Source organism: Aliivibrio kagoshimensis (assembly GCF_050337105.1).
GTDB classification, from domain to species: domain Bacteria; phylum Pseudomonadota; class Gammaproteobacteria; order Enterobacterales; family Vibrionaceae; genus Aliivibrio_A; species Aliivibrio_A kagoshimensis.
On record NZ_JAKJSQ010000051.1, the window covers coordinates 13940 to 28772 of the forward strand.

14 protein-coding genes are annotated in these 14833 nt (G+C 42.7%); 7 read left to right on the plus strand and 7 right to left on the minus strand.

The genetic code is table 11. From position 1 onward, the window contains the following. Positions 1–96: 96 nt before the first annotated feature. The 5 genes from queF (at position 97) to xni (ending at position 7156) form a co-directional block, all read left to right on the plus strand. Positions 97–942 (plus strand): NADPH-dependent 7-cyano-7-deazaguanine reductase QueF, encoded by an 846-nt coding sequence (gene queF / locus L4C32_RS15140; protein ID WP_428197731.1) that lies wholly within the window; start codon positions 97–99, stop codon positions 940–942. Positions 943–1037: 95 nt separating this feature from the next. Then, positions 1038–3287, plus strand: a complete 2250-nt coding sequence (locus tag L4C32_RS15145) for a tetratricopeptide repeat protein (protein WP_428197732.1) — start codon at positions 1038–1040, stop codon at positions 3285–3287. Between the two features lie 259 nt (positions 3288–3546). Next, positions 3547–4818: a GGDEF domain-containing protein gene (locus L4C32_RS15150; protein ID WP_428197733.1), complete on the plus strand. Its 1272-nt coding sequence runs from the start codon at positions 3547–3549 to the stop codon at positions 4816–4818. Positions 4819–4960: 142 nt separating this feature from the next. Then, positions 4961–6319, plus strand: coding sequence for a nucleotide 5'-monophosphate nucleosidase PpnN (gene ppnN / locus L4C32_RS15155; protein ID WP_428197734.1), 1359 nt, complete (start codon positions 4961–4963; stop codon positions 6317–6319). A 63-nt stretch (positions 6320–6382) separates the two neighbouring features. Beyond that, positions 6383–7156 (plus strand): flap endonuclease Xni, encoded by a 774-nt coding sequence (gene xni / locus L4C32_RS15160; protein ID WP_428197735.1) that lies wholly within the window; start codon positions 6383–6385, stop codon positions 7154–7156. 67 nt (positions 7157–7223) lie between these two features. Here the strand turns inward: xni and rlmM are convergent, their stop codons facing one another. Genes rlmM through L4C32_RS15180 form a run of 4 tightly spaced genes read right to left on the minus strand, consistent with a single transcriptional unit; the run spans position 7224 to position 10222 of the window. After that, positions 7224–8315 (minus strand): 23S rRNA (cytidine(2498)-2'-O)-methyltransferase RlmM, encoded by a 1092-nt coding sequence (gene rlmM / locus L4C32_RS15165; protein ID WP_428197736.1) that lies wholly within the window; start codon positions 8313–8315, stop codon positions 7224–7226. Continuing rightward, positions 8312–8698 carry a DUF423 domain-containing protein gene (locus L4C32_RS15170; RefSeq protein ID WP_428197737.1) on the minus strand — a complete coding sequence of 129 codons (387 nt, stop codon included), beginning with the start codon at positions 8696–8698 and terminating at the stop codon, positions 8312–8314. The genes rlmM and L4C32_RS15170 overlap by 4 nt, the downstream gene beginning before the upstream one ends. After that, positions 8691–9326, minus strand: a complete 636-nt coding sequence (locus L4C32_RS15175) for an alpha/beta family hydrolase (protein ID WP_428197738.1) — start codon at positions 9324–9326, stop codon at positions 8691–8693. The genes L4C32_RS15170 and L4C32_RS15175 overlap by 8 nt, the downstream gene beginning before the upstream one ends. Further along, positions 9323–10222 (minus strand): transcriptional regulator GcvA, encoded by a 900-nt coding sequence (locus L4C32_RS15180; protein WP_428197739.1) that lies wholly within the window; start codon positions 10220–10222, stop codon positions 9323–9325. The genes L4C32_RS15175 and L4C32_RS15180 overlap by 4 nt, the downstream gene beginning before the upstream one ends. A gap of 436 nt (positions 10223–10658) precedes the next feature. Here L4C32_RS15180 and csdA point away from each other — a divergent pair, with 436 nt between their 5' ends. Both csdA and csdE read left to right on the plus strand, forming a co-directional pair. Continuing rightward, positions 10659–11885 carry a cysteine desulfurase CsdA gene (gene csdA, locus L4C32_RS15185; RefSeq protein WP_428197744.1) on the plus strand — a complete coding sequence of 409 codons (1227 nt, stop codon included), beginning with the start codon at positions 10659–10661 and terminating at the stop codon, positions 11883–11885. 39 nt (positions 11886–11924) lie between these two features. Next, on the plus strand, positions 11925–12356 hold the full coding sequence (gene csdE / locus L4C32_RS15190; RefSeq protein ID WP_428197740.1) for a cysteine desulfurase sulfur acceptor subunit CsdE: 432 nt from the start codon (positions 11925–11927) through the stop codon (positions 12354–12356). On the opposite strand, the gene tcdA is transcribed toward csdE, so the two are convergent. From tcdA to L4C32_RS15205, 3 genes are all read right to left on the minus strand, one after another. Beyond that, positions 12353–13162 (minus strand): tRNA cyclic N6-threonylcarbamoyladenosine(37) synthase TcdA, encoded by an 810-nt coding sequence (tcdA, locus tag L4C32_RS15195; RefSeq protein ID WP_428197741.1) that lies wholly within the window; start codon positions 13160–13162, stop codon positions 12353–12355. The genes csdE and tcdA overlap by 4 nt on opposite strands. A gap of 83 nt (positions 13163–13245) precedes the next feature. Further along, positions 13246–14328, minus strand: coding sequence for a murein transglycosylase A (mltA, locus tag L4C32_RS15200; protein WP_428197742.1), 1083 nt, complete (start codon positions 14326–14328; stop codon positions 13246–13248). 63 nt (positions 14329–14391) lie between these two features. Beyond that, positions 14392–14784, minus strand: a complete 393-nt coding sequence (locus L4C32_RS15205; protein WP_428197743.1) for a DUF2850 domain-containing protein — start codon at positions 14782–14784, stop codon at positions 14392–14394. Positions 14785–14833: the final 49 nt, after the last annotated feature.

A 14833-nucleotide genomic window follows, 5' to 3' on the forward strand; every position in this document is an offset into this window, starting at 1 on the left:
TGAATAATTTTTAATGTGACAAGCAGAGGAGTAATGACACTCAACCACTCATTCAGTAAACTGCGTCTATTCTAATCTATTTTAGTGAAAGACAGTATGAGCAAATATTCAGGTTCAAAAGCGTTAGCAGGATTAACCCTTGGTCAAAAAACTGACTACCAAGAGCACTACCAGCCTACACTCCTGCAACCCGTACCTAGAAGCTTAAATCGTGATGATTTAGCCCTTGGAGAGACCTTGCCTTTTTTTGGTGTCGATATTTGGACCTTGTATGAGATATCTTGGCTCAACTCAAAAGGCCTGCCCCAAGTAGCTATTGGTGATGTCACTCTGCCTGCCACTAGCCCAAACTTAATCGAATCTAAATCGTTTAAGCTCTACCTCAACAGTTTTAACCAAACTCGATTTGAGAGTTGGCAAGAGGTCGAACAGACGCTCATCAAAGATCTTAGTCACTGTGCAGGTGAGCAAGTCAACGTTGTACTGCACTCAGTAGATGATATTTCAGGCCAGACTATTACCAACTTGTCTGGTCGTTGTATTGATGAGCAAGATATCGAGATAGATGGATATGAATTCGATCCCACCCTATTAGCCGATTCAACAGGTGAAGAGAAGGTCACAGAATCACTGCACAGCCACTTATTAAAGTCCAACTGCTTGATCACCAACCAACCAGATTGGGGCAGTGTCGAGATCCGTTATACTGGTCATCAAATTGATCAAGAGAAGCTATTGCGTTACTTGGTCTCATTCCGACAGCACAATGAGTTTCATGAGCAGTGTGTTGAACGTATTTTTACTGACATCATCAAATATTGTCAGCCCGAACAGCTCAGTGTATACGCCCGGTATACTCGGCGTGGCGGGTTGGATATCAACCCATATCGCTCCTCCATTAACAACATGCCAAAAACAAATTACCGTTTATCCCGCCAATAATCAGTGAAAACAGGATGTGCTAGACAACTTCAGCTAGCACATTGGACTTTATTTAATTGCTCATTAATATGAATGCATACTCTCAAATAGTACAAATGATAATGAAATTTTCGGTCTGTATTTTTTCCATATGCTTATTGCTACTGCCTGCTTTAACTCAGGCAAAAGAGTACTCGTCTCCAACACTTACCGATGCCTACTTACTGCTCGATACTACGCCAGAGCAGGCTTACCTTATTGCTGAGCGTTTTATCTCTGTCAAAAGAAAAACTGAGTTTGCTGAAAAGCCAAATTCGCATAATGAAGATGAATCAAACTTGGCTGAACGTACGCCAACCAACATGATTGAGGCGTTGCAGATTCAAGCCCTCGCACTGCATAAGTTAGGGCGTTTGCATGAAGCATTAGTCATTGCCAGTGCTTCAAAGAGAGTAGCCGTAGATCAAAAGTTAATCCCTCTCTCTTTAATGTCTCAATTTATCATCACAGACATCGACTGGAGTCTCTATCAAAAACCAGAGGTAACTCTACAATCTCTTACTGAGCTGGCGACCTCTATTGAAAGCTCTCAAAAAGATAAACGGCAATACGAAGAACTGTGGTTTCATCAATCTCTATTAAGCGCTGAAGTAGAGTCTTTTCAACAGAAAAATCAGCAAGCAATCTATCTTTATCAACGTGCATTTAGCTACCTAGAAAATATTGATGACCCTCAACTTACCACCAAATACCACCTATCAATTGGTTTACACTTCTTATCGTTAAAAAAGTATGACCAAGCATTAACTGAGCTATTATCCTCATACTGGTTGGCAGTTTCAGAGAACAACAGTGGCCAGCTTGCTCGATCAAACTACCTGTTAGCTCAGCTGTTTTTTCACCGACAAGTGATGGATAAATCTTTAGAGTACGCCTCACAAGCCGCTGAATTTTATTCGCGCTATAACGACAACACTACTCTGGCTGATGTGTTGAGCTTAATGGCAGAAATCTATTTTAAACAGGGTCGTTATAACCTTGCGTTAGTGCACTATTTCAATGTGTTAGACCAAGAGCAGAATCAGAAAAAGCAAAACCTTACCAATGTGATTGACCTACGATTAGATATTGCCAATATTTACTACTTGCTGAATAACTATGAATTAAGTGAGCAGTACCTAAACCAAGCAGAAAGATTGATTACTTTTTCAAAAGTGAAAAGCTTGCAAGTTAGAGCCCAGTTCCAACGTTCTCAACTTCTTTTGGTTGAAGGGGATAACTCGCACGCTATTACAGTAATAGAGAGTGGGCTTTTAGTGGCTAAAGAGATTACTAACAACAGCCATAAAAATGAACTGCTGCTTCAAGGCACTCAATTACAATCCATTGCCTTTGAAGCGGATAAGAACTACTCTGCCGCGCTGCAGGCTCAACGCACATTTGAAAAACTGTTTGCACAGAAACAAGCGACTCAAAATGAGATCAATGAAGATGTATTTCGACAACAAAAAGAGATCATAGAAAAGACCATCCACTATCGAGGCTTAGAGCAGCAATTAAAGGATAAATCGACTGATCTTCAGCATATGAAAAACATCTCTCTGGTGTTGTTAAGCATTGTGTTGATCCTAATCGCCATTTTTATCCTATTTATCAGAAAGAATCGAACCCTGACGACTCAACTTAACTTTTTACACCAAGAGTTCTTTACTCACCCTCGAAGTGGACTGAGAAACCTCCGCCTGTTAACCCCACATCTTCCTGATTCACCACAAAGTGATAAATATCAGATTGAGCAGTGGCACCTAAGGGAGTTGATTAATGAACCCTTAAGTGATCGATTAAGTTTTGCCCTTATTGAGTTTCCGTTTCTTCGTCCTATCTACTTAAAAAATGGCTACCAGCAAGCACTCGACTTAGAGAAAGAGTTTGGTGGATACTTGAAAGAGAACATACAAAAACCGAATCGTATTTACCACTTCTCCGATGCAACCTTTTTGTACATTGAACAGAAGGGGGAACACTCTCAATCTCCTAAACAGCTTTTTGATAAAATTCAAGGCTACGTGGATAATTTCAAGCCAAACAGTGATATTGACCGAAGTTTAAACGTAGGTTTAGCCGATTATCCATTTTTATCTAAAGCTTATACCGCAATCAACGATAAAGAGTTAATCGATATTCTATTAATGGCAACTCAATTTGCTCAGAACATCGACAGCGGTGAATTGCTCAGTCACTGGGTGCATCTAAGTGCGATAGACAATGCACCCGCGGCCAGTTTTGCGACATCAGATATTCGAACAGCGTGCCAACAGGCTATTGAATCAGGGTTGATCAAAGTTCAATCTTCAGAGATAAGTTGATGTAATGTGCGTAAAATCACATAAACGATGAAAGAGAACGGTTTAACAGAATGAATTTAATGTGGTTTTTTACGTTATATCATGCTTAATCACTTTTTCTACCGTTCAGGGATATTAATTTGAATACCTTATTGATATTCTAATCAAACCAATGTGGGACAAACGTTAGCTATTTCTATATAGCATTATATTGAGTCATATTTTTAGCCAAAGCGTCCCGACTATTTGGCAGTAATTGTTTTTAAGGTCTTTATTTATTGTGACTTCGGAATTACCACAGATTGATGAACAGATTAATCAAAGCGGTGAAACTCTTCAAAGGTTTAGAGGCCTACCTCCACAGCTGAAAAGAGATTTGCGCGATTTACTCAAGCATTCGAATAATCGAAGCTCTGTTGATCGTGTATTACATCTGTTAAAGCTCTATGATCGCTCCATTCGATTTATCTCGATTGGGCATGAGCAGAGTATCGCCCCAAATCAAGAGCTAAGCCAAAATCAACAAAAACAACTTTCCGAACAACTTCTGGTGTTGATTTCTGAACTTGATTTTGCCTGTGAATCTGGCTCTCGATTAATTGGTATTCAAAAAGAGTTACTGCTCGGTGTGGATGCCCAATCGTTAATTGAGCTCTCACTCGAAACATTAAAGCTGGTGATCAGCGGAACTCATCAAGAACGCCACTCGTCGCAAAAATTCCTCACTAAGCTCAATACTGGCATAGCCACGATTCTAAAAAACAGTAATAGCACCGTTAATCAAAGTCAATCTCACTTAGACAAACGTACTGAGCTTCGTAAAGAGTTCTCTTCATTGGTTAACCAGGCGTCTGAAACACTGAACAACAATAAGCATTTAGACCCTTGCCGAGATGAGTTTTCTGACATCTTCTCACAACTTCAAGTGCTGGAAGAGCATCAAAAAGTGATGGAAGAGCGTGAATTAGAGCTACTTGAAAAGATCAAACAGAACGAAAATCAACTCTCAGCGTTCTACGAAGAGACCAAAGAGTACCGCAGAAGATTGGGTGAGCAAGAAAAACGCATGCATCTTGATCACCTCACCAAAGTGAACAATCGTGCAGCCTTATCTGAGCGTATTGATACGGACTATAAAGATTGGTTACGATCTCAACAGCCTTTATGTTGTGCCATGATTGATATCGATAACTTCAAACAGATCAATGACAAATTTGGTCATTTAGCTGGCGACAAAGCGCTTAAAATTATCGCCAAAACAATGCAAGATCAGCTCAGAAGAAGTGATTTCATTGCCCGTTTTCGAGGTGAAGAGTTTGTTATCCTACTACCTAACTGTGAGCAGAAACAGCGTAATCTTATTCTGAATAACATCAAACAATCTGTCAGCGAACTACCGTTCAAATTCAAAAATAATCAAATTAGTATTACCGTCACGATAGGTGCCACAACCTTCATTGGCAACGATGTGCCAGAAGAGGTGATTGAGCGGTCAGATAAGGCTCTGCTGCAGGCAAAATCGGTTGGTCGAAACCAGTTAGTTTGGTTATAAGCACCCAAGATTTAAGAACTTATTTCAAGTAATGCCTAGCTAAATTAGAATTTGCTGTGTAGAGTTAAAATAGTCAAGTCACTCATGTATATCGCTTCTCGTAATTCTCATATGCATGCAACAGCGCATTTAAGGAGGCAACTTGATTACACACATTAGCCCTACAGGCAGCATGAATCTACTCTCTCAATTAGAGGTAGATCAATTAAAACAGACCGCTTCCAGTGATCTCTATCGTCTATATCGCAACTGCTCTCTGGCCGTGCTTAACGCTGGTAGTCATACCGATAACTCTCAAGAGCTGTTAGAAAAATTTAAATCCTTTGATATCAGCGTGACACGTCGTGAACGTGGAATAAAACTCGAACTGATTAATCCGCCGACTCACGCATTTGTTGATGAAAAAATCATCAAAGGCATCCAAGAACTACTCTTCTCTGTTCTGCGTGACATTGTTTACGTGAACATGCAGATTTCAGAGCAACAGAAGCTCAATCTGACCGATACCAGTCACATCACCAACTTAGTCTTTAGTATTCTGCGTAATGCCCGCACCTTCCATACCGGGCTTGAGCCTAACTTAGTCGTCTGTTGGGGTGGCCACTCTATAAACCCAATAGAGTACCAATACACACGTGAAGTCGGCAGTCAGCTCGGTTTACGTGAATTGGATATCTGTACCGGTTGTGGACCCGGTGCGATGGAAGGCCCCATGAAGGGAGCCGCGATTGGGCATGCTAAGCAGCGTTACCATGACAGCCGCTTTATTGGGTTAACGGAACCTTCGATTATTGCCGCTGAGCCGCCAAACCCTATTGTGAACGAATTGATTATCATGCCCGATATCGAAAAGCGTTTAGAAGCGTTTGTTCGTATGGCTCATGCGATTGTCATCTTCCCAGGAGGAGCTGGTACTGCTGAAGAGTTGCTCTATATTTTAGGCATTATGATGCACCCTGACAATATTTCGCAGCCGATGCCGATTATTTTAACGGGCCCGAAAGAGAGTGAGGATTACTTCAGATCCATCGATACTTTCATTGCTGATACTCTAGGTCCAGATGCACAAAAACACTACACCATTGTGATAGATGATCCTGAAAAGACCGCTCAAATCATCAAAAAAGCGATGCCAGATGTGAAAAAACATCGACAGTTACATGGGGACGCTTATGGGTTTAACTGGTCACTTAAAATTGATGAAAAGTTCCAATTACCCTTTGAACCCACTCATCAATCGATGACCAACTTAGACCTTCATATGGACCAACCTGCTGAAAACTTAGCGGCTAACCTACGACAAGCCTTCTCAGGGATTGTTTCCGGCAACGTGAAATCGGAAGGGATCATTGAAATTGAGAAACACGGTCCATTTAAGATCAATGGCGACGCGCAGTTAATGAAGAAAATGGATGTTTTACTCAATGATTTTGTTAAACAGCAGCGGATGAAACTGCCGGGATCAAAATATATCCCATGTTATGAAATAATCACTGAGTAATTCAGTCACTCACGGTATGATAAGAGTCTCTTAATAAGTGGCTCTTTTTTTTATAGGAACACTATGGCGCTTCACCTTGTTGTTATTGACGCACTCAACCTCATTCGACGCATTCATGCAGTGCAAAAAGAGGAGGCCGATATTGATCAGACCATTCGAGTCTGTTCTCAAGCCGTCACTAAAATCATCAAACAGAGTCAACCGACCCATATCATAGCTGTATTCGACCACCATCAGCAGCAGCGAGGCTGGCGAGCAGAACTACTTCCTAATTACAAAGAAGGCCGTAAGCCGATGCCAGAGGCTCTAGCCGCAGGTATGGGACAAATCCAAGATGCGTTGTGGGAGTTAGGCGTCGACTCACTGCTCTCTGATGGTGATGAAGCTGACGACCTTATTGCCACCATTGCCATGAAAGTCGCTAACCGCAACGAACAAGTCACCATCATCTCTACTGATAAAGGCTACTGCCAGTTACTGCAACCTACACTACGAATCCGAGACTACTTCCAGCAGCGCTGGTTAGATCTTGATTTCGTGCAACAAGAGTTTGGCTTGAAACCTGAACAGTTAGCCGATTATTGGGGCCTCGCAGGTATCAGCTCTAGCAAGATTACCGGGATACCTGGGGTTGGACCTAAAGCAGCCAAAGAGATCCTTACCGAATATGGGGATATAGAGAGTGCTTTCAAGGCTAACAGTTTAGTAGAGAAGTATCGAAAAAAATTGGACGAGCACATTGAAACCGCTCGAATCAGTAAGCAGATCGCCGCGTTAAAAACCGACTTACCATTAGGGTTCAATTTACAAGAGATTCGCTACGACATTCACGAATAAGGCTTCCTTCGTCCATAAAAAAGAGCCTGATTCCCATCAAGCTCTTTGCACTTCACTCTCTCAACAATTAATGCGCTGAGATATTACTTAAACAACGTAAGTGTACGGTGATCTCTTCACGGTCATGGTAGAGATGTTTTGCTTGAATCGTAAACTTCACGTCACGTTGCTTGAGTTGCGTTTTTAGATTCTCAATATCTTGTAACACTTCGTCATAACGACCTTTCATTGGCAGCTTAAGATTAAAGATAGCCTCTTTCGCCCACCCTTTAATGATCCACTCCCCCATAAGGTGAGCAACACGAGCTGGTTTTTCAATCATGTCACAAACAATCCAAGTGACATTTTTACGTGGTGGCTCAAACTTAAAACCATCCACCTCATGGTGCTTCACTTGGCCTGTATCCATTAAACTTTCCGCCATCTGGCCATTATCAATCGCATGAACAAACATCGAACGTTTAACCAATTGGTAAGTCCAGCCACCTGGACACGCGCCCAAATCCACACTCCACATACCCGCAGCCAATCGCTCATCCCACTCATCACGGGGAATAAAGACATGGAATGCCTCTTCCAGTTTTAAGGTTGAGCGTGAAGGGGCATCAGATGGAAACTTCAATCTTGGTATACCCATAAAAAAGGCTGAGTGATTGTGTGGGTTTGAGTACCCAACATAACAGACACCCGGTGCAATAAAGCAGACATGCATTGCTGGCTTTAACGTATTATCAATTTCATAAAGATAACTCTTTCCACGAAGAGCACGACGCAGCGGCACAGTAAATTTACGACAGAACTTTAGTAACTCTTTTGCTTCATTGGTATCTGGTGTCTCGACTCGAATATCCGCACAGCGTGGAAAACCTTCTAACTGGCCAATAGCAGAAAGAATGGGTGAAATACGATCTTCTTGAGGTAAATCCGTCAAAAATGCACCCACACGAATCATTTGGCGGGCAAAGATAAGCTCAGAGAAATCAATCTCATGGATAAAGCGCTTGGCATCTTCTTCTTGATAAAATTCAAATACTACGTAGCCAGTGTTACGCTTTGTTCTTGGGAAACCAAACAGTTCCAGCTTATTTGCTTTATCCTGAACTTCGCCAGCGCACTCTTTTTCAAAGCCCTGACGGCAGTAAAACAAAACTTGATTCACGGTGTTACCTCAGTCGATCGTAATGCAAAGACAGCCAGTGCTATCCAGCCAAAAATAAAACACAATCCTCCCAATGGAGTGATTGGTCCAAACCACTTAATACCCGTTAACGCCAGCATATATAAGCTACCGCTAAAACAGAAAATACCAAGGGTAAATAGAATTGCCGCGTATGATACCGCTTTTGACGGTTGAATGCGCATTAAGATTGCACACATAAATAGAGCGAGAGTATGCCAAGCTTGGTATTGCACCCCCTTTTCAAATACTTGCAAAAGATAAGGTGGTAAATTTCCTTTCAATCCATGAGCAGCAAACGCCCCGAGAGAAACGGTTACCGCTCCGCTTAACGCTGAAAGAAGAAGGGCAATACGACTATTCATGTTTATTTCTCTCGCACTGAAAGATAAAAGCGGCTAACGACTTAATGATGGTATCCATATGCTGCTGATCGGTATAACCCGATGATTTTCTCGGGTGAAAGCTATGATCACCATCAGCAAGGTACTCAACAGAAACTGAAGGTGAAAGCGTAAAACCACTCACCGCCTCTCTATTGCCAAATGTGTCCCTATCTCCCTGAAGAATTAGCGTCGGGGTCATTATGCTGGCTAAATGTTCCCCTCGGAATTTTTCTGGTTTTTTAGGTGGATGAAACGGAAAACCTAAACATGCTAACCCTAACATCTTCGATTCATCACAGATCACACTCGCCATTCGTCCCCCCATAGACTTGCCCCCTATCACTAATTTCCGATCAGAGAAGTGCTTGATATGGTGAGCGAAATCCATCAGTAATTTGGGTTGGCGATCAGGAGGGCGCCGCTTGCCATCTATCCCCCGTTGTACCATATAAGGGAAATTAAAGCGGATAACTTCAATACCTTTCGACGCTAACCCTTGAGCGACAGCCGTCATGAAGTCGTGATCCATCCCGGCACCAGCGCCATGAGCGAACAAGAAGGAGACACTTGCTTCTGACGGACCATCGATTATGTAGGGTGAGCTCATAAGTTCTCTTGTTCACTTGATGCTTTGGCTAACACCCACTCTCTGAAGGTCGCAATTCGGCCTGTATCTGCTTGTTTCTCGAAGCAGACCAGATAAAAAGCATTTTTGCTCACTAACTCTTCATCAAAAGGGCAGACCAGTCGCCCAGCATCAATCTCAGGTTTAGCAAGAACGTTATTACCTAATGCGACACCTTGGCCGTGGGCTGCCGCTTGTAATACCATGGTAGAGTGACTAAAAATCGGCCCCTGGTTAACGTTAATGCCTTCAATTTCATAGTGTTTAGCGTAGTTTTTCCACTCTTTACGTGACGTATCATGCAGCAACGTGTGATAACGAAGATCGCGTATTGAGTTTAGAGGTCGAGCGCCTAACAGCAGTTTAGGTGAACAAACTGGAATAAAACTCTCTTGATACAACTTTTCAACACGCAAACCTGGCCAGTTTCCTCGACCATAATAGATAGCAACGTCCACATCATCCGTTAACGAGCCTTCATCCAGATCGACCGCTTTGATTCGAACATCGATATCCGGTTCCAATGCATTAAAATCAGAGAGCCTTGGCACTAACCATTGAATAGCAAAACTTGGAGGTAAACTAATGGTTAACGCTCCTTTTGCACTTTTCTCCAACACCTTATCCGTCGCTTCTGCAAGGGTAGAAAAAATATCTTTTATATCTAAAAAATAACTCTGCCCCTCTTCAGTAAGCAGTAAAGAACGGTTCCTTCGACGAAACAGTTTTAGGCTTAAAAACTCTTCTAATGCTTTGATCTGATGGCTTACTGCTGCTTGAGTAACAAACAACTCTTCCGCTGCACGAGTAAAACTTAAGTGACGAGCAGCGGCTTCAAATACTTTCAACGAATTTAACGGGGGTAGTCTACGAGACATATCAATTCTCAGGGTTATAGGTCATGAATTAGGTATTAGATTTAGTAATGTTAACCATTATAAATTGTCCTTTGTTTAAGTGCCAGTTAAAACATATAGTATCCCCAGTAGCAGAAGTTGAACGATAGTGATTATCTTTCCGATCACTAACCTCCTTGTTACGATGTTGTATTTTCGATTTGCTTGTTCACTCAAGCCGGTAGTTTACTACCATTTACTTCCTATTTATTGACACCTTTGTCAATTTATCTTCTGCACCATGTGTATACGTGGTGTTTTTTTTTGCCTAAAATCAGATACTCCATTATAAATAGCCCATTTTAAACAGCGCTCTACGGCTACAGAGAATATACCGCAATTTTATCTATTTATACTTGCCCTTTCTTTCATTTATACGCATGATCCCACAGTTATTTCTCACTATAATGTCTCTATGATGATTAAAAAGCCCTCTTTTGATGTCGATACAGTCCGAGCTCAATTTCCTGCCTTAAACCAGCAGGTCAATCAGCAACCTTTGGCTTATTTCGACAGTGCGGCGACGACTCAAAAACCGACGGTGGTTATTAAGGCGTTAGAGCACTACTACAGCAACCACAACGCCAATGTTCACAGAGGGAGTCACCATTTAACAGCAACTGCGACTGCCAACTTCGAAAATGCAAGGAAGACAGTACAGCACTATATTAATGCTGGCTCATCGTCTGAGATTATCTGGACACGGGGGGCAACCGAAGCACTCAATCTCATTGCTCAGTCTTATGCAAGGTCGACCTTACAACCTGGTGATGAAATATTAGTGAGTGAACTTGAACACCACGCTAATATTGTTCCTTGGCAAATCGTAGCCAAACAAACTGGCGCAAAAGTGGTCAAGATACCGATGACCGCTTGCTGTCAATTAGACCTCAATGCTTTTTCCGCTCAGCTATCGTCCACAACTAAAATCGTGGCTATCTCTCACGTGACCAATGTGACTGGAACCCTGAACCCCATAGAAGAGATGATCGCGTTAAGCCATCAAGTCGGTGCTATCGTGGTTGTAGATGGCGCTCAAGGAGTGGTTCATCACACCATTGATGTACAAAAAATGAGTGCTGATTTTTATGTTTTTTCTGGCCATAAACTGTTTGCACCGGCCGGTATCGGGGTGCTTTACGGTAAACTCAGCCTACTTGAGGCGATGCCGGTATGGCATGGGGGGGGGAAAATGGTCGAGAGAGTCTCCTTTGACGGAACCACATTTGCTCAGCTGCCTGGAAAATTTGAAGCGGGCACCCCTAACGTTGCAGGAGCCATCGCGCTAGCCGCCGCCATTGAGTGGTTAGAGCAGTGGTCGCACAGTGATATCAATACTCATATTCACCAACTGCGTCAATCTGCTCTGCAGCAGATCCAAAATATTGATGGGCTAACACTCGTCGGATTACAGCCTCAAGCCAGTCTGTTCTCATTTGTGATTGAAGGCGTTCATCATGAAGATATTGCCACCCTGCTCGATCAACAAGGCATTGCCGTGCGCTCTGGAAACCATTGTGCCCATCCGATGCTCGATGCGTTAGGTATTGATGGAACGGTTCGAGTCTCCTTTGCACTCTACAACAACCAACAAGATGTCGACCGATTTTCTGCTGCACTGCACAAAGCGTGCGATATGCTTTAACCAAAAGCCCAATATTAATAACCACCCGTTGAGATGACTATGATTGATTTTCCTGACACCCCTTTTGGCGTTACTGTGACTGCTGACCAAATAGTTGAAACCATGCAGAACTGCGATGGATGGGAAGAGAGGTACAGAACCGTTATACAGATGGGGAAAAAACTCCCACCGATGCCTGAACCGCTAAAACAGGACCTGGTCACCATTGCTGGGTGCGAAAGTAAAGTGTGGCTACATCATCAGAAACGCGACGATATTTATCACTTCTGCGCCGATTCAGATGCACGCATTGTTAGGGGACTCATCGCCTTAGTGATGGCTGCTCTAAACCATAAAACAGCACAACAAATACAAGACTTTGATACCGAAGCCTATTTTGAACAGTTAGGGATGGTGGCTCACCTAAGCCCGTCACGAGGTAATGGGCTAAGAGCCATTGTTGAACAGATCAAACAGATTACGGCAAATTAAGCGCTGTGTTTCTCAATCAATTTAGCAATGATTCGGGATACGGCGACAAAACCAAAAGAGGCGGTCACGACAGTTGATGCGCCAAAACCCGTTGCGCAATCCATCTTCTTCGGTCCTTCTGCTGTTGCTTTTGCACTACAGACAGAGCCATCCGCTTGAGGGTACTTTAACTGCTCAGTTGAAAATACGCAGTCGATACCAAACTTACGCTTACTGTTTTTAGGAAAGTTATGAAGGCGACGCAGTGTCTCTTTAAGCTTCTTCGCTAAGGGATCTTGAATGGTTCTTGCAAGGTCCACAATCTGAATTTGGGTAGGGTCAGTTTGTCCTCCCGCCCCACCAGTAGTAATCACTTTAATCTTGTTACTCTTACAGTACGCGAGCAGCGCCGCTTTAGGTTTCATGCTATCAATCGCATCAAGCACATAATCAAAGTGTTTGCCGATATGCTCAGACAGATTGCTCGACGTAATAAAGTCATCGATTAAGTTGATTTGGCACTCAGGATTAATCAGCTTTATTCTCTCTGCCATCACCTCAATTTTGCTCATGCCTACAGTTCCTGACATCGCATGGATTTGACGATTGATATTGGTGATACAGACGTCATCCATATCAATCAAAGTGATCTCACCGATTCCAGAACGAGCAAGAGCCTCTGCCGCCCATGAACCTACACCACCAATGCCAATAACGCAGACATGTGCTGCGCGAAGGATCTCTACTTCGCTTTGACCATATAAACGACGAGTACCGCCAAAACGTTGATCGTAGCTGTCAGATGCTGGGGTAGTGAGCTCACGCATTGAAGTGCCTTTTAAACTGTGTAGAAAACAAAAAGAGTGCGTTTTATACGCACTCTTTACTCATTTGTCCAGAGAGGGAACGACTAAGACTCAGGGATAGTAGCCTCACTTTTCTCTAAGCCTAACTTCCATACTCGACCGAAATGTTTGTAGTGACCAGCGTCAATCCCCGCTTGTTGCCCCATTCCGTGATAAAGGTCAAGATGATTCTCTTTCACAGCACCACCAGTATCTAAGGCAATGAATAACTTTAATACCCACTTTCCATTCCAAACACCCTCACTATCTAATTGAGGTACTTCAGCAAGCAACGGGGTACCCATTGGGAACAGTTCTCTATCTGCCGCTACCGACGCACCACCAATTAGTGGAATACCTGCGGTTCCTTTAACTGGCGCTTCACCACGTGGCGAGAAAAAGACATAAGAGGTATTCATCTCTAATAACTCTCTCACCGTAGCGTCATCCTGCTTTTCAACCCAGTCTTCGATCGCTTTTAGTGACATCTTCTTTTTCGGAACTTCTCCCCGCTCAATCAACACTTTTCCAATGCTGACATAAGGGTGATTATTTTTACCACCGTAAGAGAAGTAATCAAACGTTTCACTGTCGCCAAAATCGACAAAACCACTGCCTTGTACTTCCATAATAAATGGGTCAATTCGATTAGCCGCATAACCTAACTCAAGGCCTTGTCCCTCTAATGCACCGTCATAGATTTCGGCACGAGTTGGACAGTTGTCCGTGCACGTTGGTTTTAAGTAGATAGGGTACTGATAGACATCGTCTTTGGTACGGCGAAGATCGATCACTGGCGAGAAGTATCCCGTCATCAATACATTTCCCTGTTTATCACCGCCACCCATCTGTGAAAAATCAATGCCGTAACTCATCAGAGTGGTGGGATCGCCGCTCTCATCAACCCATAACTGCAGTTTGGTATAAAGGTCTTGATAGCGCATAGTCATTGACGGTGAGCCATCAATCACTTTCTTGCTCTGTTCTTTGAATGAACGAAAATCTTTTGGTTGCTCGGTTTGAATAATTGATACTTGATTTAAATTGCTCTCAAATTCACCATCGATATATTGTTGTCCATGGTCAGTGGGGCGAGCACAACCCGCTAAACCGATAATAATGAATACTACAGAGAGTTTACGAAACACAGACAATACCTACTTTTAGAATAACGAAAACGCAAGAATGACAAACAATCCTCTTTAGAGCAATTACTGTTTTAAATGGAACCAAGATTCATAATGTTGAGGGCTCACTCTTTTCATAATATGGCGCCTTTTTTCAAAAATATAACGATACTCTAAACTGGCATGTTGATAGGTCAACTCACGGCCATCAAACTCATAACTGCTGCTTACCATCCGTCCTTTAGAAGTAATGCCATCTGCGTTGATAGTAAACTTATCTGCATCATACTCCGGAACATTTTGTTCTACCCAGGTACCATAAATGGAGGTAACAGGGACATCTGGGGTATAGCTAATGGTGCCACGAATCACACCACCAATAGCCGCTATCAATAATCCTAAGCCAATCACCCCCACTAATAGCAGAGTTCTAAATTTGTTGCGCTTCAGCTCCTGTAAACGACGACGCCTATCCATATATTGCCTTACTATCATTAATTTAATTAAAGAATGAATGAGTTAATAC